We start from the raw sequence: 21,421 nt of genomic DNA, 5'->3' as shown, positions 1-21,421 counted from the left end.
CTCGGATTCACAAACCGAGTGGGCGGCGCCGAGGGCCCGCTCATGTACGTGTACGAGCGAGACCTCTGCGATTGAGGGTCAGTAGCCGCCCAAGCCGCGCATGCCTGTGCGTTGTGAATCCGCCGTCCTCGGAGTGCGTCACCTGCGCCAGCGTTCGCGAGTGTCCCCCGACGGTGTCTCGGTGTTAACCGCTACGCGACGGCTGCAGGGTCTGGCCGCACGATCACGGTGTCAGCGACCGGGATGATCTCGGTGATAGGGAGATCAGCGCGTGTGGCGTGATCACGAATCGCCTCGGGGCTCGAGGCCTCGTAGATGCACACTGTCCCGAGACCTCCTGATTCCTCCGAGAGGACGTAACTTCGGATCCAGCGAATGTCCGTCGACATCTCGTTGTCGCCAACGGCGGTCGACCGAGCGGCTGCTTCCTGCAGATCGCCACCACTGACCCAGCCGTCGCGGCGTATGATCGCGTAGAGGTTCATCGGGTTCCTTCCGTCGGTTGGCACTCACCCTCGCACGTTGCATCGGGAAACACAACACACAGACCTCCTGGCACCGCTGGAGCGGCGCCTGCGGGCACCCAGGTTTCGGCTGTCGATTGATTGACAACGCGGCGGGGCGCATGTTTGGAGGTGCTGTCCCCGAGTGCTCAGGCAGGTAGTGCGTGCGACGGGTCGAGGGCTTTGAGGCGTGCGATGTAGACCGTCGCTCCCATTGTGCTGTAGAGGGAGAGAGCCTCGGCGATCAATGGCTCCGCCTCGTCCGCTCGCTCTGCGGCTACGAGCGCTTCCGCGTAGGAGGCGAGCACCGACGCCAGGAGCCGCGCTCTCCCCCGGGAGCGCGCGTGGCCGAGAGCACGCGCGAACGCGTCGATCGCGGCGTCGTGGTTGCCTGACCGGGATGCTAGCGTCCCCCGGACGCGGTCGAGCTCGCCGTCGACCGTCTGGGTGCGATGAGACGTCGACCGCGTATCGATCTCGTGGAGCAGGGGAGCGAGCAGGGCGTCGGTCGTGGGCGTCGCCGGACTGTGATCCAAAGTATGCCCGAGAGCCCAAGCCGCGCTCTCGTCGTAGCCGAGCTCTAGGCCGAGCTTGATCCTTCGCTCTGCCAGGTCTGCAAGCTCGTTCTGGCGGCCGTCGGCTCGAGCCGAGAGGGAGTCGCGGTAGACGAGGATCGCCTGCTGCTGCCGGTCGGTCGACGCCGACATGCCGGGTGCGACGAGCGCGAGATGCTCTTTCGCCGCTCCCGCTTGTTCACGGTCGAGGGCAATGTGTGCGAGCGTACACCGCGACAGAGCGGCGTTTCCCTGGCTCGCCGGCAGCTCAGGAATGAACTCGTCGGCCAGTGCGAGGGCCTCGTCCCACGCGCCCTCGTGGTAGAGCACGCCAACCCGGGCGCCTGCGAACCACGTCGTGAAGGTCACAGTCCCGCGGCGTCGCGCAAGATCGAATGCCTCCAGCGTGAGGGCGTCCGCCTCTTCCTCGCGGCCACTGAGCGAGAGCGCGATCGTCAGGTTGTTGTAGGCGCGCAGAGCAGAGTTCGTGAGGCCGTGCTCTAGGGCCACTTCGAGCGCCTCACGGAGCAGCGCACGCCATTCGTGCGGATGGTGGGACATCACCATCGCCTTCGTGTTCAGCGCCTCGGCGAGGACGCGCGGAAGACCCTGCGCCTCTGCCACGTCGAGGGCGAGGTCGACCCGCTCGAGCGCAGCCTCGCGGTCGCCGCGGAACCACGCGATGCGCGCTGCCTCGGCCGCGACCCAGGCAACGTCGGCGTCCGGCTCGTCCTTCGCCAGCACCGCAAACGCCTCCTCGACGAGAGGGGCGGCTTCATCCGTGCGACCGAGGTTCCAGAGGGCGAGGCTGATCCTTGCCCTTACCCGGGCCGCATCGTGCGTCCGTGCCTCACTCTCGAATGCCGTCACGGCCTGCCAGAGCCGTTCGACCGCGAGCTCCATCTCGTCGGAGTCGAAGGCGAGCTCGCCGGCGCGCTCCAGCAGAGCCGCGCGCTCTCCTCCGTCGTCGGCCAGGCCGACAGCCTCGTCGAACGCTCTCCGAGCGTCGGTCGGTGCTGCCAGGGCGGCGGCGCGTTCTCCCGCGCGGACGAGCCAGCTCCGCGCTCGGGTGCGGATTTCCGCCGCGTCCGTCGCTGCCGGATCGGCGGCGTCTGCATCGCGGAGGTGGGCAGCGATGACCTCGGCGATCTCGTCGGGATCGATGCCGGCGTCTTCGGCGAGGTGGTCTGCGGCGGCGAGGTGGAGCAGGCGGCGGTCGTGGCGTGAGAGCGTGTCGTACGCGACCCGCTGCACGAGCGCCTGCAGGAAGCCGTACTGGCCGCGTTCGGGCGAGCGGGGGTCGGCGTCGAGCGAGAGGACTTCCTTACGGACGAGCGCCGTCAGGATACGCTCGACGTCGTCCGCGGGCTCTTGGGAGAGGCGCGAAAGGCCGCGGGCCGAGAACGTCTTGCCAAGCACCGCCGCCCGCTCGAGGAGCTGGCGCTCTGCGGGTTCGAGCCCGTCGAGCCGCGCTGCGATCAGCGCGTGCAGCGTCTCAGGCACGGCGAGGGCCTCGAGATCGCCCTCCACCACGTATGCGTCGCCCTCGCGCGCGAGGAGGCCTCGGTCGAGCAGCATGCGGACGGTCTCGACGGCGTAGAGCGGGATGCCGTCTGCGTGGCCGCGGATCGCGAGCCGCACGTCGGACGGGAGTCCCGGTACGAGTCCGGTCAGGAGCGCGTCCATCGCCTCGTCCGCAAGCGGGTCGAGGGCGAGCGTGGTGCCGCTGCGGACGCGGCTGCCGAAGCCGGGGTGGCGGTCGTGCAGCTCCGGTCGGGAGAGCGCAAGCACGAAGATCGGACTGCTCCGCGACCACTCGAGCAGGTGCTCGATGAACTCGATCAGGCCGGAATCTGCCCAGTGGAGATCCTCAAAGACGAACACCACAGGTCCCGAATCGGAGAGCCGTTCGAAGAACAGCCGCCAGGCCGAGAAGAGATCGTTGCGCTCAGAGCCCGTACGCTCGATGAGCCCGAGGAGTTGCTGCAGGCGAGGCTCGACCCACGCTCGCTCGTCTGTGTCCTTGAGGTGTTCACGCACCGATTCATGGAGCTTCGCGAGTGCCTCGGACTCGTCCTCGTCCTCGCTTATGCCCGCGCGGCCACGCACCATCTCGGCAAGTGCCCAGTACGCCACCCCCTCTCCGTAAGAGAGACAGCGGCCGCGATGCCACCAGACGTCCGAAGCAAGCCCGTCGATGTACTTCTCGAACTCCCACGCAAGTCGCGACTTGCCGATTCCCGCGACACCGATCACAGTGACGAGGCTCGCCCGGACGTCCTTTGCGCAAGCATGGAAAATGTCCTTGACGATCCGCAGCTCGCGGTCACGTCCGACGAACGGCGCTTCGAGGGCGACGGAACGGCCCTCGCCCTTTCGCGCCGCGACCACTCGCACCGCACGCCAAAGGTGCAGCGGCTCCGCCTTGCCCTTCACGTCGTGCAGACCGGCATCGGCGTACGCGACTGCGGCCTCCGTTGCCCGCTTGGTGCTTTCCCCGGCGAGCACCGTCCCGGGCTCGGCGGCCGACTGGACGCGACTTGCCGTATTGACAAGATCTCCGGCGATGATGCCCTCGTTGGTGGCCCCGACGGTGACCGCGGCCTCGCCCGTGAGAACTCCCGCCCGTGCCCGCAACGCCGGGTGGAGAGGAGGGATCGCCGCGACGAGCTCGAGGGCGGCCCGCACCGCGCGCTCTGCGTCGTCCTCGTTTGCGATCGGCGCGCCCCAGACGGCCATGACAGCGTCGCCGATGAATTTCTCCACCGTGCCGCCGTAGCGCTCGATGATCGTGCGGGAGGTGTCGAAGTAGCGGCTCAGGAGCTCGCGGATGTCCTCGGCGTCACGGCCTTCGGACACAGTCGTGAAGCCGACGAGGTCGGCGAACAACACGCTCACGAGGCGTCGCTCGGCAACGGGAGCGTTGGTGACCCCCGGCGTTGAGTCGACGTGGCTCTGAGCCGCGAGAGCTGTCCCGCACTCGCCGCAGAACTTCACTGCCGGCGAGTTCGCCGCCCCGCACGCCGGGCACGCACGCGCGAGCGCGCTGCCACATTCGCCGCAGAACTTCCGGCCCAGCTCGTTCTCGGCATTGCAGGAGGGACAGGCGATCGCGGTCACACGCTCAGTCTCTCACGTGGGCGAGACCCGAAGGAATGCTGACGCTAACGCTCGCCCACGTTTACGGTCCCGACGGGCGTCTCCAGGCTGCCGGGACAGCGCGTTCGCGCAGCTCCTCTGGATACTTCCTCGGTCTGGCCATAACAGGATGCTCTCCCATCCCCAGGACAGAGCCGGGCTCGAGACCTCCACGACAACCAGTGCGGATCAAACTGGAGCAGACCGGGGATCAAGGGTCAGGCTGAGCCAGAGGCCAACTGCGATCAGCCAGACTGGCACGAGGATGAAGCCGAAGAACCCTATTGGTGTTAGGAGTGATGCTCCGATGACGATCGTCAGCCAGGAAAGTGGTGTCGGCAGCATTCCGTTCCGGCGAGCGCCAAGTCCGGTCGCGAGCAGCATGGCAGCGAAGGCAGCGTTCCACCCTAGCCAGTCGTAGGAGTGGAGTTGGTTGAGCGTGTAGACCGCGTCCCGCTGCCCCTCGTGCGCGGAGTTCGTCATTGCCGCTTCGAGCATCCCGACCAACGCGAATGTCACTGCGCCCAGCAATGCGCCCGCGAACGCGACCAGACCGTGACCGGCATCGCCGCTGCCCTGCGCGAGTCGTCGTCGCAGGCCCGCCCCGAAGAAGAGAAGCAGGAACGCGATCAATGGTGCCACCAAGAGAGCCACGATTTGGTGCTGGCCACGATCGTTCTGCCAGTACGAGAATGTTGCAGCTGGACCGGTCTCGCTGCTCGGGTCGTTCCAAAGCAGCAGCAGAGCGATGAAGAACAACAATCCCGCCAGGACTCCGGCGAAGGGGAGGAAGCGATCGAACCGATCCGTAACCAGGGCGCTCCATTCTCCCGCGTGCGGTGTCGCGCCAAGGTCCGGTTCGTTCTCGAGAGCTCGCGCGGTGGCACCTGAGGCGGGCATCAGTCGAAGGCCGCGACGATCATGTAGCTCGCGAACCAGAGTGCGGGGATCGCGCCAAGGATGACTCCAACGATGGCCTCGGTTCCGCCGCCCTGGCGTCGGGCAACGACACCAACGATGATCGCGATGACCCCGGCGACTGAGCCGAGGAGCCAGAAGATCCCGCCCACGGCGAAGCCACCGCCAACGAACAGCAATAGCGCCACCGTCCCGAGTGCAAGCGCGGCTCGCCCGTGTCCGGTTCCTGATCGTGTCATTGCAACATCACTCATGTCGAACTCCTTCTATATTCGCGGGTCGGCTACATGCGCCGGTCGCTGACGACGCTATGCGCGCCGTGCGTCCCGCTACTAGAGGGCAGAGTCCTGAATGTGTCCCAAAGGGCGTCACGAATCGGGGTCGGTCACTGTCGCCTCGATGTCGTAGCGTCTACGCTCGCCTGATGTCGAGTGTTCATGCTGAGCGACGGGTCAAGATTGGCCGCGGGCTGTTCGCGTCGACTACGGCTCTTCTCGGGGTTGCGGTCGCATTGGAATTGCACGCGGGCCACTACGACACGGTCGTCTACCCAACGATCAGCGCGGCCCTCGGGGTGATTGGAGTGGTGTTGACGACGCGACTGCCCGAACATCGGATTTCATGGGTGCTCGCAGTCACAGCCTTCTGGGGAGCGCTCGGTGGTCTTGCCTTTGCGTATGCGTACGAAGCCCTGATCGTCGATCCCGGTTCACTTCCGGGCGGACTGGCTGCCGCTTGGCTTGATAACTGGTGGTGGCTACCTGGGCTGGCTTTACCGCCGGCTGCTCTGCTGCTTCTGATGCCTGACGGTCACCTCGCGTCCCGTCGCTGGTGGCCGGTGGCGGCGGCGGTTCTCGCAGGCACTGTGCTCGGTTCGATCGCGGTCTCGGCCTCTCCCACGTTCGATCTCCATGCTGGAACACCGATCGAGAACCCGCTTGCCCGCGTGGGCGGCGTCCCGGTGGCCGCGGCGGGAATCACGGGTGCAATCCTGCTCGCCGGCGGCCTCCTAGCATCACTTTCTGCCTTCATTGTTCGGTTTCGGCGCTCCACTGATGAGGAGCGACTCCAGTTGCGGTGGGTAGGCCTATCACTCGGCGTCGCCGTACCGCTGTTCCTCGTCGGATCGTTGTTGTGGGGTGTCGTCCCGGGAGCCGAACTGCTGCCGGCGATCGCCTTCCTTGCGCTCCCGATTGGTATTGCCGTCGCGATCCTCAAGTACCGGCTCTACGAGATCGATCTCGTCATCAACCGTTCACTCGTCTACGGGCTGATGACCGTCGGCATCGTTGCCGGCTACATCGCCGTCGTGGCGTTGGTCGGGTCGGTGCTCTCCTCTCGCGGTGACTTCCTCCTCTCCGCGTTCGTGACGGGCCTAGTGGCTGTCTGCTTTCAACCTGTGCGTCAACGAGTGCAGCGGTTCGTCAACCGGCTCATGTACGGCGAACGCGACGATCCCTACACCGCGATCGCGAAGCTCAGTCGAACGCTGGCGAGCTCGCTTCAACTCGACGGCGTTCTCGCGAACATCGTGGAGACGATCGGCGAGACGCTCGCGCTGAGCTACGTCGGGGTCGCACTCGACGCTGGCAACAACACGGGGCTGTTCGAGATCGCCGCTGAGTACGGGATCAGCGGCGCGGACTCGCTGACCGTTCCGCTCATTCATCAGGGCGCGGTGCTCGGAGAGCTCCGGTTCGCACCCCGACCGGGAGAGCGGCTTCGGGAGCGCGACCACCGCTTGATCTCGGATCTCGCACCGCAGGTTGCCGCTGCCGCCCACGCGCTAGGACTCTCGAGAGAGCTACAGCTGGCCCGCCAGCGCATCGTCCAGCTACGTGAGGAGGAGCGGAGGCGCATCCGCCGAGATCTGCATGACGGGCTTGGGCCTGCCCTCGCCGGGCTGACGTTCACGCTCGAGGCGGTACGCAACCTCACCGGCTCAGATGCCGAGCGCGCGGATGCCCTGCTCGTCTCGGCGACCGCGCAGGTGCAGACGATGATCGGAGACGTCCGTCGTCTGATCTACGGCCTCCGTCCGCCCACGCTCGACCAGCTCGGCCTCGCAGCCTCCCTCCGCGGGCTCGCGGCGCAAGAGACGACGGCGACAACGGCGGTCAACGTGAACACACCGGCATCAATCCCGCCGCTGCCTGCCGCCGTTGAGGTCGCCGCATACTGGATTGCCCAGGAAGCGCTGACGAACGTCAAGCGCCACGCTCGCGCTCGCTCCTGCAGCGTTCGCCTCGCCGTCGAGTCAACGATCCTGCGACTCGAGATCGCAGACAACGGAGCAGGGCTCTCGAATGGGTCAACGGGAATAGGACTCCACTCGATGAGGGAACGCGCGGCCGAGGTCGGCGGCACCTGCGAGATCGGGGTCAGGACAGGCGGAGGAACGCTCGTGGTGGCATCTCTCCCCCGGCTCGCGACGGAGGCTGCCGTCGGATGAGCGATCCAATCCGCATTCTGATCGCCGACGACCACCCGCTCTTCCGGGCCGGCCTGCGGGCTCTCCTCGACTCGGTCGGGGATACCGAGGTCGTGGGTGAGGCGGAAACGGGCGAGGAGGCCGTTACCGCAGCTCTCGCTCTCGACCCCGACGTCGTCGTCATGGACATCAACATGCCCGGCCTGAACGGGATCGAGGCGACACGTCGCATTACCGACCAAACCGAGTCAGCTTGCGTCCTCGTGATGACGATGCAAGACGACGACGACGCGGTCTTCGCCGCAATCCGCGCGGGTGCACGCGGGTACCAGCTCAAAGGCGCAGCGCAGGACGAAACGCTCCGGGCGATCCGCTCCGTTGCGAACGGCGAAGCGATCTTCGGCCCGGGTATCGCCAATCGCCTCCAGCACTTCCTGACCGTCCCGACCGCTGCCGACCCGAATCTCGCCTTCCCACAACTCACGAGTCGGGAGCTCGAGATCCTGCAACTGCTCGCGCAGCATCGAACCAATGCCGAGATCGCCACGCAGCTCTTCCTAAGCCAGAAAACGGTTCGAAACTACGTATCCGCCATCTTCACAAAACTCCACGTCGCCGACCGAGCCCAAGCCGGACTCCTCGCGCGCGACGCAGGCCTGGGCCTTTCTTTGTCCGGAAGCGGAGCAGGCGACGTAGAGATCAGTGACGCCGAGGGACTCCTGAAACGAACGGGACCCGCGTCAGAACCACTCCTGAAGGATAGTCTCACCGCTCGCTCGCCCGGTCGCCAGGCCTCTTGAGACGCATGAGATCCAGGTTCGCAGTGGCGCTACTCCGGATTCGCAAGGACTCTATTCCGGATTAGCAGAAGGAAAGCAACCCGTGGTGGAGTTGATTCCGCGTCAACACCGGGGCGGAGACGAAGGCGCTCACGGAGAAGATCTGGGCCGTCCCGGTCAGCGCGCTCTGGGATGTTGCAGACCCCGTCGTCACGAAGATCTTGATGCCGCAGTCGGCGGCGGTGCACGGTCACCGGCGCACGAGCTGACGGGGCGGGGGTCGAGGCGTGGAGCGGATCGCACTGGCTTCGCCTGGCACTCATCCAGGGCTCTACCAGGGTGTCCACGGTCCGTCGCCGAAGGAGTGATACCCGACCACCCCTGTCCTAACGATGGGTTTATTCAAGCTGCTTGTTGCTCATTCAGAAGCAAACGGGCACTGCTGCCGTGGTTCGTCAGTGGCGGCGCCGCCCCCGCGAAAGGGGGTTCTGTGTCCCTCGTCCGGGTGAGGTTTCCGGGGAATGCGCAAGCAATGGGGTCGAGGAGCGTCTTCTCCTGTGAACCCCCCAAGAGAAGGAGAAGCTGATGTTGCTCAAGATGTTTGGTCTGACGGGTGCGATTGCGTTGCTGGCCGTCTCGGCCGCTGTCGCGGCTCCGCCCGCTGGCAAGGGCAAGCCGTCCCCGACGGGCACCGCGTGCAAGCCGAAGATCTCGGTCATCCTAAAGGGCGCCCTCACGGTAAACGGAACGGCTGACTCCGTCACTCTCACCGTGACGGGCGGTAACCGCTTCGCTCGGGCCTACCGTGCCGCGGCGCAGCCGGTGACGGTGCTGCTGACAACCGATACGAAGATCGTTCGCGGCGACTCGCATGACGCCGCCGACCTGATGATCGGTGACCGCGTGAACGTGCGTGCCAGGGTTTGCAAGGCAGACCTCGCCCTCGACGCGATCCCCGCGCTCACCGCGGTGCGAGTGGTCGCACATCCCGCCAAGACCTAACGGATCACGCAAAGGGGACGGAGAGAGAGTCACTCTTCCTCCGTCCCCGATCCTGCTGCAAGCTAGTCATTACGGGAGACGGCCCGCAAGCAGGGCCAAGTCCCGTAAGGCCACCGTTCCGTTCAGCATCGCCGCCACCGCTGTACCCACCAATTAAGGGAGCACTCGGATGGCCGCGACGCTAGAGAAACTGAAGAACTGGATCAGAGCAGCTCTGCGATCGCTCTTCTCCCCGGGATCCACGTACGACCCGTGGTGACCACCCCACCCAGTCGAAGGCGAGAAGTAGGGACGTCCCGCCGGGGCGTGCATGCTCGGGAGGCGTTTGGCACTTCTTGCGCGGGGAGGTGCTCGTCGGTTCCCACCGGGACGGGCGCAGGCGAGTCTTCAGCGCTTCCTCGGGTCTCGTAGCCGGTGCCTCCCTGAACGAGGGAGACCCGGATTAGCCGGAGCTCTGATCCAGATTCGCAGGAGCGCTACTCCAGGTTCGCAGCGACCCTGCTCCTGATCGCAGAACAGAAACGACGCCATATGTCGAACCCGGAACGCCGGGAGCCGTTCATTTCAGGCGTCTAGACCTCGGGTGCGGGGTGCACGCCCTGAGAAACCGCTTTGCTGCGGGCGCATGTGCTCGTGGCGTTCGGCGGCGACTCGTCGACGCGCGTTCTTCAGCCGTTGGCCCCATTCGCGCTCGAAGCGCTGTCGCCAGAGCGGATCCGAATGCGGCTTGGGCACGCCATATTTCCGGTCGTGGCGGGGCGGCGCGATCGTGACGATGAGTCGCCAGCTCCCAGAGTGAGCCTCCCACGTATGCGTGATGCGGATTCCGTCGATCGCCGCCTGCTTCTCGAGGGCGTCAATCCAGGCTTTCTCGTCCGCGTTGAGTTCGTAGTGGCCACTGGCGCACGCAGGGACACACACGCCGCGACCCAGCAACTCTGCGTAGTCTGCGAGAACAGCCTCAGCGACCTGATCGTGGACAGGCGCAAGCGTCGGTGCCGTGGTCAGCGGTTCGCGTGGGTCTTCGTTGGCATTCGCGATTGCGCGGATCAGCTCGCCGATCTCGCTGTACAGCTCTTGGCGCTCACGCGAAAGCCGGCGCTCGTTCTCCTTGTACGCCTCGAGGCTTGCTACAACGTCCGGCATCTCCGATGCGGCCAGTTCCAGCGAGTCGATCGACTGGTGCAAGCGTCTCCGGCGCTCGCAGAGCACGGAATGAGCCGCCTGTAGAACGGACAGGCGCTCCACGCTACGTAGGCTGGTCGACACCCTCAGTCCATCGTACAAGTTGCGTTCCCACCTTCGCAGAGCCGTGACATCTGGAACAGCCCACAGCGCAAGTGATCGTGCGACTGCCAGGAGTTCGTTATCGACCCGGTTTACTTTGGCGTCTGGTCATGAGAAAGTGTCGGAGTGGTGAACGAAGGATGCGGGCCGGGGACTCGAGGTCCATGATCGAGTTTCACACCTAGGAGAACGGGAGGGTCGATGGAAGACTTTCAGGAGCAGGAGTACGAGTTCCTGCGCAGGCTCGAAGAGGAGAAGCTGGATCGCCGCCGGCTGCTGAAGCGGGGTCTCGTGGCAGGCGCTGGGCTCACCGTGATGTCGCTGTCGCCGGCCGCTCTGGCCGCCCGGCAGAAGGCGCTCGCAGATCCGCCGACGATCGGCCGTCTGGCGAAGGTGTCCGACATCATCAAGGAGGCGAAAAAGGAGGGCCGCCTCAATGTGATCGCCCTGCCACCCGACTGGGCGAACTACGGCGAGATCATCTCGACGTTCTCGAAGAAGTACGGGATCCCGATCACGAGCGACAACCCCGACGCGAGCTCGGCCCAGGAGAACCAGGCCGTTCGCTCGCTCAAGGGCGACTCGCGAGCGCCCGACGTCCTCGACGTCAGCGCATCCCAGGCGCAGGTCGGGGCGAACGAAGGCCTCTACGCCAAGTACTACACGACGAACTTCCGCAAGGTTCCGCGGGCGATGAAGGACGGGCGCGGCTTCTGGGTCGGTGACTACTGGGGCGTCGTGTCCTTCGGGATCAACCGTGCCGTGATCAGCAACCCTCCGAAGAGCTGGAAAGACCTCCTGAAGCCCGAGTACAAGAACAAGGTTGCCCTCAACGGCAGCCCGCTCTCGTCGGGATCAGCGGTGGCCGGCGTCTTCTCGGCGTCCATCGCGAACGGCGGCGGTCTCTCCAACATCCAGCCAGGAATCGACTTCTTCGCGCAGCTGAAGAGCGTCGGTAACTTCCTGCCGGTGCAGGCGACGCCGCAGACGATCGCATCGGGTCAGACCCCGATCACGATCGACTGGGACTACCTCAACATCGCCTACGGCAAGAACTTCCCGGCCTCGAAGATCCAGACGGTGATCCCATCGGATGCGGTCTACGGCGCCCACTACTGCCAGGCGATCAACGCTACGGCTCCCCACCCGTGGGCGGCCCGGCTCTGGCAGGAGTTCCTCTACTCCGACCAGGGCCAGCTGCTCTGGCTGAAGGGGTTCTCGCATCCGGCGTTGTTCACGGACATGGTGGCCCGCAAGGTCGTTCCGAACGCGCTGATCAAGGCGCTGCCGAGCGCAGCTGCGTACTCGAAGGTCAAGTTCGCAAGCGTGACGCAGAACTCCAAGGCCCGGGCGACGATCACCACGGAGTGGCCCAAGAAGGTCGGCTCGTAGCCCTCTGAGTATGACGCCTTCCAAGCACGACCTCTCCCGGCCCGCTCCAGCGGGCCGGGAGAGACGAAGGCCGTCCTTCGCCTGGCTCGGGGTGCTGCCGTTCCTTGCCTACGCGACGGCCTTCCTGCTCCTGCCCGCCGCGAACGTCCTCATCGGTGCCTTCCGGTCGCCGAACGGCGGCTGGACGCTCGACAACGTTGCGACCCTCTTCGAAGAGCCGTACCGGACCGCGTTCAAGAACAGCATCGAGGTGAGTCTCGTGACGGCGCTGCTCGGCGGGCTGCTCGGGCTCATGATCGCCTACTCGGCGCTTCGCGAGGGGACGCCGAAGTGGATCCGGGGCTCGCTGACCACCTTCTCCGGCGTCGCTGCGAACTTCGCGGGGATCCCGCTCGCCTTCGCCTTCATCGCCACGCTTGGCGTGCTCGGTGTGGTCACGACCTTCATGACCGAGACGCTCGGGATCAACCCGTACGACCACGGCTTCTCGCTGTTCACGAAGACCGGGATCGAGATCGTCTACCTGTACTTCCAGATCCCGCTGATGATCCTCGTCATCGCACCGGCGATCGACGGACTCCGGCGGGAGTGGCGCGAGGCCGCTTCGGGTCTCGGCGCGAGCGCGTTCCAGTTCTGGCGGCATATCGGAGTTCCCATCTTGATGCCGTCGCTGCTCAGCGCGATGGTGCTGCTGTTCGGTAACGCGTTCGCGGCCTACGCCACGGCCTACGGCCTGACGGGCGGCAGCATCGGCCTCGTGCCGATCGTGATCGGGTTCTTCCTCTCCGGTGACGTTCTCGACAATCCGCATCTCGGGCAGGCGCTGTCGTTCGGGATGTTCGTCGTCCTCGGGCTGATGATGCTGGCCTACATCCCGCTGCAGAAGCTCTCCTCGCGGTGGATGCGATGAAGCCGCGTCGTCGGATCGCTCCGGGCGCAGTGGTCTGGCTCCTCGTCGGCGTTGCCTACTTCTTCATCCCGCTCGCGGCCACGCTTCTCTTCAGTCTGCGGGATGATCAAACCGGGAAGTGTTGCACGCTCGCGAACTTCAGCTACATCCTTCACGACCCGACCTTCTGGAAGACGATCCGGCTCAGCTTCGTTGTCGCGCTCGAGACGATCGCGATCACGCTGGCCCTGCTCGTGCCGACGGTCTACTGGGTTCACCTCAAGGTGCCGCGCCTGCGACCACTGATCGGCTTCCTCGCTCTCGTTCCCTTCGTTGTGGCGCCGATCATCCTCGTCGTCGGGTTGCTCGACATCTATCGCGGCTCGCCGGAGTGGTTCTACGCGAGCCCGTACGGGTTCCTCGCGACGGCCTACGTCATCCTCGCGTTTCCCTTCATGTACTTCTCGCTCGACACAGGGTTCCGCTCGATCGACGTCCACACCCTGACCGAGGCATCGCAAAGCCTCGGCGCGGGCTGGCCGACGACGCTGTGGCGTGTGATTCTGCCGAACATCAAGGCGGCTGCCCTCGCCGGGTCGTTCTTGACGCTCGCGATCGTAATGGGCGAGTACACGATCGCCAGCCTGGCCCAGTTCAACACCTTCTCGGTGTTCGTTCAGTACATCAACCAGAACAAGGCGTACCCGGCGGGCGCGGTGACGATCATCGCGTTCGCGATCACGTGGGCCGCGATGCTCGCGCTCCTCGCCGTCGGCAGGGGACGAACGGCGCCGATCACAGAGGGAGAGAAATAGGTCATGGCCGATGTCGAGCTGAAGCTGTTGCACCGCCGGTTCGGAGACGTTGTCGCCCTTGCCGGGATCGATCTCGACATCGCCACGGGCGAGTTCGTATCGTTGCTCGGCCCGTCGGGCTGCGGCAAGACGACCGCGCTGCGCCTCGTTGCCGGCTTCGACCGGCCGACCTCGGGGCGGGTCGTGATCGACGGGAGGGACGTCACGGAGGTGCCGCCGAACAAGCGTGACATCGGGATGGTGTTTCAGGCGTACAGCCTGTTCCCGAACATGACCGCCGTGCGCAACGTCGAGTTCGGCCTGCGCGTCCGGAAGCACAACGGCGCTGCTCGCAACAAGCGGGCCCTCGAACTCCTCGACCTCGTCGGTCTGGCTCAGGCGGCCGGGCGCTACCCCCACCAGCTCTCCGGCGGGATGCAGCAACGGGTTGCCCTCGCCCGCGCGCTTGCGATCGAGCCGCGGCTCCTGCTCCTCGACGAGCCACTGTCGGCCCTCGACGCGAAGGTGCGCGTGCAGCTGCGCGAGGAGATCCGACGAATCCAGCTCGAGCTCGGCATCACGACGATCTACGTCACGCACGACCAGGAGGAGGCGCTCTCGATCTCCGACCGGGTCGCGGTCATGTACGGCGGCAAGATCGAGCAGATCGGCCCACCGGCCGAGATGTACGGCAGCCCGTCGACCCCCTTCGTAGCCGAGTTCATCGGCACCATGAACCGCCTCGTCGCGACGGTCGGTGACAATGGGACGATCGACTACGCCGGGCTCCCGCTTCGGGTCGATGCCGCCCGGGGGCTGCCGCGGGGCGAGCGGGTGCTCTGTCTCGTCCGCCCCGAGACGGTCACGGTCGTGCCCGCGAACGGGGCAGCGGTCGAGGGCACGATCGCGGGCGAGGTCGTCGCGAACACGTTCCTCGGCTCGACCTCGCGGGTGCGGGTCGCGGACGGCGGCGGCGATCGCACGCTCACGGCGGACGTCTCGACGAGCCACGCGTCGGCGCTTGCCGTGGGGACGAGGGTCGTCGCCAGCTTTCCGTCCGACAGCCCGCGGCTGCTCAGCCTGGCCGATCAGCCAGAGCTGCCCGTGCTCGACCCGGACAATCCGTAAACACCCCATCGACGCCGAGCGACTCCAGTTCAACGACGCGTGACATGTCGTTGACCGTGTAGACGAGCGTCTTCAAATCGAGGGCCGTGGCCTTCTCGATGGTGCCGCGCGTCACCCTGGCATCGTCGAACCCTGCCGCCCAGGCGAAGCCGGCGGCGGCACGGATGGACGTCCCGCGACCGACGTGCTGCACCGTCCGCAGCGCGGGGCGCAGGCGCCGCGTCTCGAGGATCGCGCCGCGCGAGAACGAGACGACGACAGCGTCGGGCCGAAGCAGCTCGACCGTGCGGCGTACGATTTCGTGGCGGCGGTAGAGCCACGGGCTCTTGAGCTCCGCCATGACGCCGATCCTTCCCGCCGTCAGCTCGAGCACCTCCTCGAGGGTCGGGATGCCGAGTTCGCGCAACTCGGCCAGGCTGCGTCGCCGGAGGGGGCCGCTCGAGGGCGTCAGCCGGTCGAGTCGGAGGTCGTGGAAGACGACGAGGCCGCCGTCACTTGCTGCCTGTATGTCGAACTCGACAAAGTCGGCGCCGAGCTCGATCGCGCGCTCGAACGCAGACAGGGTGTTCTCCTTCACCTCGGAGGACGCGCCCCGATGGGCGATCACCCAAGTCATCAGCCGGCGCGCGCCCGGGGCAGGGCGTCGCGCCACTCCTTGCGCCTTCGCGCCCTCTCGGTGGCGCTCATCGTCGGTTCGTATCTGGCGCCGCCCCGGTGCAGCAGCGCACCGACTACTTGTGCGTCGAAAAGCTCCAGCTCGGCGACTACGCCGGCCGAGGGGAAGTCCGTGGGCTGGCTCTCCTGACCGATCGGGCGGGGCACCGCCACTAGACCTCCGCGAGCAGGCGATCGACGAGGTCGATGTCGATGGCATCGACGATCTCGTCGGCCGCGACGAGCCGGGCGTCGCGCATCGTGCCGCGAACCGCGATGCAGCGGATCCCGGCCGCCTTTGCCGCAGCGACCCCGGCTTCGGTGTCCTCGAAGGCGACCGCGGCCGGTCCCGTCAGGCCGAGCCGCTCGAGGGCGAGGAGGTAACACGCCGGATCGGGCTTCTCGCGCTCGACGTCGTCGGCAGCGACGATCGTCGTCAGGGCGGAGCGCAGGCCGGCCGCAGCGACGACGGGCTCGATCTCTGCTCTGTAGGCAGCCGAGACGACCGCGACCGGAACGCGATCGGCGGCGTGGCGGACGGCATCCCGGATGGCCCCGGGCACGGTCGACCCGTCGGCGGCTCTTGCGCCGTAGGTCGCGACCCGATCCGCGACCAGCGAGGCGAGCAGCGGGCCGTCCACTCCCAGCCAGCCGCCCACGATCGACTCATCCGGGAGCCCTGCGAACCGTTCGAAGTATTGCTCGCTCGTGATCGGCCGGCCGTGCCGTGCGAAGAGCTGCTGGTAGATCGCGAGCAGCAGCGGCTCGTCGTGCGAGAGGGTCCCGTTGAAATCGAAGAGGAGTGCGCGCACAGTTCCCATCCGGCCCGGAACCCTACTCGGCCCGAGTAATTCCCCGGCGCAACTCGCGCGGTGCCGATCGGCTGCCGACGCTCGGAAGAATTGCTGTGCCGACGAGTATTGTGACTCGAACGCGAATCTCATTGCGGCGACGTTGAGGATCTTGCGAATCGTCCGACTTTCGAGAACCAGCCCTGCTTGGTTCCGGTCCTTGCAATCGCGGCGCTCGCGGGGCGGGAGCTCCGATACTCCGCTATCAGCGGCTTCCAGTCGTTGAGAGTCGCCTTCGATTTCTGTGGAGCACCACCTGGGAGTGGCGTAGACTCTCTCGGATGGGGAACCGTCGGCAGTTGGCCGCTCTGTGCTTGTGGTGTGCTCTTGCAGCGGCTCTTACGGCGACCGCGGTTCTTCCGGGAGCAGGTTCCGCATCGGCTGCGGACACGGCGGCGACCTGGAAGTACCTGCAACTGGACGGTGACCAGTGCTGGGATGCCGCCACGATGGACGGCAACTTCAACGGCTACGCGGAGGATGTGCGGTACGACATCGACAACGACTGTCGATGGGATACGCGACTCTGGAACTCGGTCGGGGCGGACACCTTTCTGGAGTCGCTCACCTTCGACATGGACGAGGATCGACGCTGGGAGTACTGGCTGGCCGACACCGATCAGCATGAGGGCTTCGACATTGCGTTCTTCGACGATGACGAGGATGGGGCATACGACCGTTGGGCGTGGATTCCGAAGGCACCCGAGACGTCGCTCGGAACAATCGGCGGGGCACCACAGCGCAGCGGGGCGCTCGGCTTGGTCGAGTGGCTGGCCGGAAAGACGGGGCGCGCCGTCTGGAGAGGCCCGGATTACGACAGCGACGGATACCCCGATCTGATCGACCGTCATCCGACCGATCCCCGGTACCGCTGAGACCGGACACTGCGGCGTGGCACCGGACCCACCACTGGCCCCGGTGGATCCCTGAGGGGCTCCAAGCCCGCTCCCAGAGCGACCCGCTGCGGAGGGATTCCTATCCGTCCCAGGAGGTTCCCCGTCTTCGGGCCATCTGGTTGCTTCTGCTTTGGGAAGCTTCTCCGCGAACTTCTCGGCCGACTCTCTCGGCGCGGCGTCGTATCTGGCCGCCACTCGGGATGATGCCAAGGGCTTCGAGCGAGGCCTCGACCGCAAAGGCGAGCACGTCGCCGTCCGACTAACGGAGATGATGACGAGCTATGACCGAGAACCCAGCGCCCCCTCTCTCGTGCGAATCCTCCAAAGGAGCGGCTGTGAGACTCGGCTGCGAGGCTGCTTGGCCGAGCCGGCTCGAATTCGTCCAGGACTACTGAACCGACTAGAGGCGCGTCCGCGTCTGCGCGGCGTGCCAGTTGAGGCCGAACGCCTCGAACCGGTCCGCCGCGCGCTCGATGAGGCTCGCGTCCTCGCGCACGAGGCCGAGGGCGCGGAGCGCGAAGGGCTCGAGATAGGTGTTCGGCTGGAGCAGCCGGCTCGCCTCGTCCTCAACCCGCTTCCGGTCGCCGAGAGCCGCGAGCCCGTCCAGGTGTGTCGCCATTGAGCTGAGACGCCAGCTCGATCGGCGCACGCGAGGCTCGCGGACCAGCAACTCGACGGCAGCAAGGTCGTCACGGTGCAGGGCGAGCTGCACACGCGGTGTGTAGAGCACGGTTCCGTGGCCGGTCATTGCGTACGCCTCAGCCCCTCGCTCGAGGCGACGCGCCTCTTCGTCGTCGCCGAGGTACGCACGAGCGAGCGCGCAAACCAACAGGGAGCGCTGATTTCGCACGCAGGGAGTCGCGACGTTCGCGGCCACGGCGTCTTCCACCCGTTGCTGGAGCCCGCTCGCAGCGTTCCAGTCGCCGAGGAGCTCCTCGAGTTCCAGGATCGCCGAGACGCCATGCAGCCGATGATGGGGCGAGAGCCGGTGCGTGACCTCCGCGTGGGAAACGGTGTAGCGGCGGGCTTCGTCGAAATGTCCGCCGGCGACGGCGGGAGCGACCGCCATCAAGTAGATGTCTGCCTGGTGATCCGGGTCTTGGATCTCGTCGACGAGCGAAAGTCGCCGGCGGTTCCACTCAGTCGCCTCGGCGTAGTTGCCCGCAGCGAACGCGCTAAGGCCGCGCACGTCGTAGCCGTAGGAGCGGACGGCCGGATCGCCCAGTTGTTCGGCGATTCCGCTCGCCTCACTCGCGAGCTCGGGGGACTTGTCGTCGTCGGAGTAGCAGCGAGCGATAAGCGCCTTCGCACGTGCCGCGCTGCCGGGCCTCGCAAGCTCGAGCGCTCGTCTGATCCAGCCCTCGACGAGGTCGGCCTCCGGCGCGACGCCCCACATTCCCCACCGCACGAGCGTCTGGAACGCAAGCTCTGAATAGAGATCCGCAGTGGTCAGGTCGTCGTCCGCCAGCTCGATCGCCCGCTGCATCGCCGACGAGAACGCCTCGCCGTCGAAGTAGAGAACATTCGCGTGGCCGATCTCCGCCCAAATCTCGACCTGCGCGGTCGGGCTCGTCTCGAGCTCGATCGCGCGCTTCAGCAGGGAGACGGCATCTTCGATTTCGTAGCGGCCAACAGCCAGGTCGGAGGCGCGGCGGAGCCATGTGACAGCCCGCGTGCGTAGTCGTCCGAGCTCCTCGTCGTCCCCCGGCCACGCAAGGTCGACGTCTTTCGGTCGCACGGCCTCCGCGTAATGGTGGGCGAGCAGGGCCGCGTGTTCGTCTCGACCTTCTCCCACCCGCTCGAGCCAGGTCGCGAAACGCGCGTGGAGGCGGGCGCGCTTCGCCGTAGGCAGGGTTCCGTATGCGACCTCACGAGTGAGTGCGTGCTTGATCACGAACTCGCGCTCCCCGGCGAGTGAGGAGCCCGAGCGGTGGCGGATGAAGTCGCGCTCCTCGAGCAGGCGAAGGTCCGGCTCGAGGTCATCGAGCAGCTCGTAGACAGGACCTGACCAGAACGTCCGGCCGATCACGGCGGCCGCCTGGAGCCCCGCTTTGTCGGCCGGTGCGAGCAGGTCGATCCGCGCGGCGAGGACCGCCTGCACGGTGTCGGGAACGACGAAGTCGTCCGCGAGTTCGTGGGCGGTCCAGCTGCCGTCGCGCCGCTCGAGCACGCCCTGGTCGATCAGCGTCTGGACGAGCTCCTCGACGAAGAACGGATTACCCTCGGCTCGCTCGACGACGACGGCGCGAACCGGCACCGGCAACGCTGCGGGAATCAGCTCGTCGATCATGCGGGCGGTGTCCGACGGGGAGAGCGCCTCCAGCCAGAGCGTGTCGCCGTCGCGACCGCGCGCACCCCCACCCCACTGCGGCCGGCTGTGAACGAGTTCGGGCCGCGCGGTTGCAAGCAGCAGCATTGGACCGCGGACGTCGTGCAGTCCCGCTTCGAGGAGGTCGAGGAGTGCCTCATCTGCCCAGTGCAGGTCCTCGACCAGCACGACGGCAGGTTGCTCGGCGACGAGCTCCTCAAGAAACGCAACCCACGCCTGGCGCAGCCGGTCGCGCGCAGCAAGCGGATGGAGGTCTGTCGGTGCCTCCAGCCCGAGCGTCAGGCCGAGGATCGCGCGATCGCCAAGCCGACGCCGCACGGTGTCGGGTGCGTCGCTCTCGAGCAGACCGAAGTGCTCGCGAACGATCTCACCGAGCGGCATTAACGTGATCCCTCTGCCATACGACGGGCAGCGTCCCGTGCGCCGGCGCGGTTCGGGCGACTGCGAGTTCAGCCACTCCCAAAACTCCCGGATCAACGCCGTCTTCCCGATTCCGGCATCACCCATGATCGTGACGAGCCGGGGCTTCCGTCCCTCGACAGCCCGACCGTACGCGTCCTGAAGCGCCTCGAGCTCCGGCTCGCGGCCGACGAAGGAGTGGTGCAGCCCGCCCACGCCTCGCGGCCTCATCAGCGATAGCGCTCTGATGAGCCGGCGACAGGCGACTCCGCCGGCCTTTCCCTTAGCTGCGACGGTCGACGGCTCGCCGAGCTCGAACGCGCCGCCCACCGCCGCAGCCGTGCGCTTGCCGACGAGGATCTCGCCCGGCTCGGCGGCCTGCTCGAGCCGCGCCGCGACGTTGACCGCGTCGCCGGTGACGAATGAGCTGCCCTCGCGCGGCTGCCCCACCACGACGTCGCCCGTATTCACGCCGATTCGCAGCGAGAGCGCGCCGCCGAACATCTCCTCCAGCCGACGCTGCATCGAGAGCGCTGCGTGGAGCGCGCGCTCCGCGTGATCCTCCTGCGCTGCGGGCGCGCCGAACGCCGCCATGACGGCGTCGCCGACGAACTTCTCTACCGTTCCGCCGGCGTCGGCGATCTCCGCCGCCATGGCGTCGTAGAACCGATTGAGTAAGGAACGCGTTCGCTCCGGATCCTGGGAACTGGCGAGCTCCGTAGAACCCACGAGGTCCGCGAACAGCACGGTCGCAAGTTTCCGCTCTTCGCTCGACCGAGCCGGCTGGGAAATCGGACTCGCGCAACTCGAGCAGAAGCGAGCACCCGTAGGAACAGGCTGGCCGCAATTCGGGCAAAACGCCACGCTGCGATTGTCGCTTGCACGCACCGGCGTTGCAAACAGACGCCGCGAGGAGGTTGAGGCGGCGGGATTCGAGCCCTGACCCTCGAAGCGGCTTTCCGAGCCTGCCGCGTAGCCCTTGCCCGAGCACAGTGGTCGGTTCGAGCTGTGCTCGAGCGTTCGTACGTCGATCCTACGGGTACGTCTGCGAGCGGCATCTTGCCGCAGCCGCCGTGCGACGGGCTCAGCCCTCGACACATTCCATCGCGTGCAGCCCGGCGCTCGATCCCGTCACGCGTTTGCTCGAGAAGCTTCCGCTCGAGATGTGAGCGACGCCTTCGTCGGGCCGGACGACGGGCCAATGGGCACACGAAATCCACATCGCCGCAACAAGCGCTTTCGGCGAGACCTCCGGACATCGGTGAAGGTGGCGTTGGCCGCAAACGCTCGACCCGCGCCGGGGGAGGTGACCCGACAGCCGGGTGAGGCCCTCCGGGCCGTCGACCCTGAGTTCGGCGATACCATGCTGCTGCCGCACGTGACGAGGCTCCGACAAGCAGCGCTCCTTCTGCCGTCACGTCCGCGCGCAACGCGTGGGTGCCGATTCCTCTCTTGGCCTCGTCGGCGTGGGCCTTCT

At 66.6% G+C, this 21,421-nt stretch carries 17 protein-coding genes; 9 read left to right on the top strand and 8 right to left on the bottom strand.

The features are described from left to right. Window positions 1-191: 191 nt before the first annotated feature. From ABIR74_RS12635 to ABIR74_RS12620, 4 genes are all read right to left on the bottom strand, one after another. A complete protein-coding gene (locus ABIR74_RS12635; protein ID WP_348178668.1) occupies window positions 192-485 on the bottom strand; it encodes a DUF4242 domain-containing protein in 294 nt (97 codons plus the stop codon). A gap of 167 nt (window positions 486-652) precedes the next feature. Beyond that, the gene (locus tag ABIR74_RS12630; protein WP_348178666.1) at window positions 653-4,177 is read right to left on the bottom strand and encodes an AAA family ATPase; all 3,525 of its coding nucleotides are present in this window, start codon (window positions 4,175-4,177) and stop codon (window positions 653-655) included. Between the two features lie 207 nt (window positions 4,178-4,384). After that, window positions 4,385-4,849: a hypothetical protein gene (locus tag ABIR74_RS12625; RefSeq protein WP_348178664.1), complete on the bottom strand. Its 465-nt coding sequence runs from the start codon at window positions 4,847-4,849 to the stop codon at window positions 4,385-4,387. Window positions 4,850-5,094: 245 nt separating this feature from the next. Further along, the gene (locus ABIR74_RS12620; protein WP_348178662.1) at window positions 5,095-5,367 is read right to left on the bottom strand and encodes a hypothetical protein; all 273 of its coding nucleotides are present in this window, start codon (window positions 5,365-5,367) and stop codon (window positions 5,095-5,097) included. A gap of 170 nt (window positions 5,368-5,537) precedes the next feature. Here ABIR74_RS12620 and ABIR74_RS12615 point away from each other — a divergent pair, with 170 nt between their 5' ends. The 3 genes from ABIR74_RS12615 to ABIR74_RS12605 all read left to right on the top strand — a co-directional run bounded on the left by ABIR74_RS12615 (window position 5,538) and on the right by ABIR74_RS12605 (window position 9,325). Next, window positions 5,538-7,565, top strand: coding sequence for a sensor histidine kinase (locus ABIR74_RS12615; RefSeq protein WP_348178660.1), 2,028 nt, complete (start codon window positions 5,538-5,540; stop codon window positions 7,563-7,565). After that, window positions 7,562-8,344 (top strand): response regulator transcription factor, encoded by a 783-nt coding sequence (locus ABIR74_RS12610; protein WP_348178658.1) that lies wholly within the window; start codon window positions 7,562-7,564, stop codon window positions 8,342-8,344. The genes ABIR74_RS12615 and ABIR74_RS12610 overlap by 4 nt, the downstream gene beginning before the upstream one ends. Before the next feature lie 564 nt (window positions 8,345-8,908). Further along, window positions 8,909-9,325, top strand: a complete 417-nt coding sequence (locus tag ABIR74_RS12605) for a hypothetical protein (protein WP_348178656.1) — start codon at window positions 8,909-8,911, stop codon at window positions 9,323-9,325. Window positions 9,326-9,889: 564 nt separating this feature from the next. Here the strand turns inward: ABIR74_RS12605 and ABIR74_RS12600 are convergent. Then, the gene (locus ABIR74_RS12600; protein WP_348178654.1) at window positions 9,890-10,573 is read right to left on the bottom strand and encodes a hypothetical protein; all 684 of its coding nucleotides are present in this window, start codon (window positions 10,571-10,573) and stop codon (window positions 9,890-9,892) included. Between the two features lie 240 nt (window positions 10,574-10,813). Between ABIR74_RS12600 and ABIR74_RS12595 the strand changes: the two genes are divergently transcribed. From ABIR74_RS12595 to ABIR74_RS12580, 4 genes are read left to right on the top strand one after another with little or no spacing between them, the layout of a single operon-like run. Then, the gene (locus ABIR74_RS12595; RefSeq protein ID WP_348178652.1) at window positions 10,814-12,004 is read left to right on the top strand and encodes an extracellular solute-binding protein; all 1,191 of its coding nucleotides are present in this window, start codon (window positions 10,814-10,816) and stop codon (window positions 12,002-12,004) included. Between the two features lie 10 nt (window positions 12,005-12,014). Then, window positions 12,015-12,914 (top strand): ABC transporter permease subunit, encoded by a 900-nt coding sequence (locus ABIR74_RS12590; protein ID WP_348178650.1) that lies wholly within the window; start codon window positions 12,015-12,017, stop codon window positions 12,912-12,914. Beyond that, window positions 12,911-13,708, top strand: coding sequence for an ABC transporter permease subunit (locus tag ABIR74_RS12585; RefSeq protein WP_348178648.1), 798 nt, complete (start codon window positions 12,911-12,913; stop codon window positions 13,706-13,708). The genes ABIR74_RS12590 and ABIR74_RS12585 overlap by 4 nt, the downstream gene beginning before the upstream one ends. 3 nt (window positions 13,709-13,711) lie before the next feature. Then, window positions 13,712-14,815, top strand: a complete 1,104-nt coding sequence (locus ABIR74_RS12580; protein ID WP_348178646.1) for an ABC transporter ATP-binding protein — start codon at window positions 13,712-13,714, stop codon at window positions 14,813-14,815. Here ABIR74_RS12580 and ABIR74_RS12575 read toward each other — a convergent pair. Both ABIR74_RS12575 and ABIR74_RS12570 read right to left on the bottom strand, forming a co-directional pair. Continuing rightward, complete coding sequence (locus ABIR74_RS12575; protein WP_348178644.1) at window positions 14,763-15,467, bottom strand: glycerophosphodiester phosphodiesterase; 705 nt, start codon at window positions 15,465-15,467, stop codon at window positions 14,763-14,765. The two genes, ABIR74_RS12580 and ABIR74_RS12575, sit on opposite strands and share 53 nt — an antisense overlap. Window positions 15,468-15,642: 175 nt before the next feature. Further along, a complete protein-coding gene (locus tag ABIR74_RS12570; RefSeq protein ID WP_348178642.1) occupies window positions 15,643-16,290 on the bottom strand; it encodes an HAD family phosphatase in 648 nt (215 codons plus the stop codon). Window positions 16,291-16,601: 311 nt separating this feature from the next. Here ABIR74_RS12570 and ABIR74_RS12565 point away from each other — a divergent pair, with 311 nt between their 5' ends. After that, window positions 16,602-17,195 carry a hypothetical protein gene (locus ABIR74_RS12565; RefSeq protein ID WP_348178640.1) on the top strand — a complete coding sequence of 198 codons (594 nt, stop codon included), beginning with the start codon at window positions 16,602-16,604 and terminating at the stop codon, window positions 17,193-17,195. Between the two features lie 421 nt (window positions 17,196-17,616). On the opposite strand, the gene ABIR74_RS12560 is transcribed toward ABIR74_RS12565, so the two are convergent. Continuing rightward, entirely contained in the window at window positions 17,617-20,808 is a 3,192-nt protein-coding gene (locus ABIR74_RS12560; protein ID WP_348178638.1) for an adenylate/guanylate cyclase domain-containing protein, read from the bottom strand. 301 nt (window positions 20,809-21,109) lie between these two features. On the opposite strand from ABIR74_RS12560, the gene ABIR74_RS12555 reads away from it, so the two are divergent. Next, window positions 21,110-21,421 (top strand): hypothetical protein (locus ABIR74_RS12555; RefSeq protein WP_348178636.1); only part of this gene is annotated, 312 nt, incomplete at its 3' end.

The organism is Gaiella sp. (assembly GCF_039915195.1).
In the GTDB taxonomy this organism is placed as follows: domain Bacteria; phylum Actinomycetota; class Thermoleophilia; order Gaiellales; family Gaiellaceae; genus Gaiella.
The sequence above is the reverse complement of the archived record's forward strand: the minus strand, read 5'-3'. Positions and strand labels throughout refer to the sequence as shown.

Coding starts and splice junctions, on each gene's coding strand:
- ABIR74_RS12620 (WP_348178662.1), bottom strand. CDS start 5,367: ATGAGTGATGTTGCAATGACACGATCAGGAACCGGACACGGGCGAGCC.
- ABIR74_RS12580 (WP_348178646.1), top strand. CDS start 13,712: ATGGCCGATGTCGAGCTGAAGCTGTTGCACCGCCGGTTCGGAGACGTT.
- ABIR74_RS12565 (WP_348178640.1), top strand. CDS start 16,602: ATGGGGAACCGTCGGCAGTTGGCCGCTCTGTGCTTGTGGTGTGCTCTT.
- ABIR74_RS12585 (WP_348178648.1), top strand. CDS start 12,911: ATGAAGCCGCGTCGTCGGATCGCTCCGGGCGCAGTGGTCTGGCTCCTC.
- ABIR74_RS12615 (WP_348178660.1), top strand. CDS start 5,538: ATGTCGAGTGTTCATGCTGAGCGACGGGTCAAGATTGGCCGCGGGCTG.
- ABIR74_RS12635 (WP_348178668.1), bottom strand. CDS start 485: ATGAACCTCTACGCGATCATACGCCGCGACGGCTGGGTCAGTGGTGGC.
- ABIR74_RS12590 (WP_348178650.1), top strand. CDS start 12,015: ATGACGCCTTCCAAGCACGACCTCTCCCGGCCCGCTCCAGCGGGCCGG.
- ABIR74_RS12605 (WP_348178656.1), top strand. CDS start 8,909: ATGTTGCTCAAGATGTTTGGTCTGACGGGTGCGATTGCGTTGCTGGCC.
- ABIR74_RS12570 (WP_348178642.1), bottom strand. CDS start 16,290: ATGGGAACTGTGCGCGCACTCCTCTTCGATTTCAACGGGACCCTCTCG.
- ABIR74_RS12610 (WP_348178658.1), top strand. CDS start 7,562: ATGAGCGATCCAATCCGCATTCTGATCGCCGACGACCACCCGCTCTTC.
- ABIR74_RS12595 (WP_348178652.1), top strand. CDS start 10,814: ATGGAAGACTTTCAGGAGCAGGAGTACGAGTTCCTGCGCAGGCTCGAA.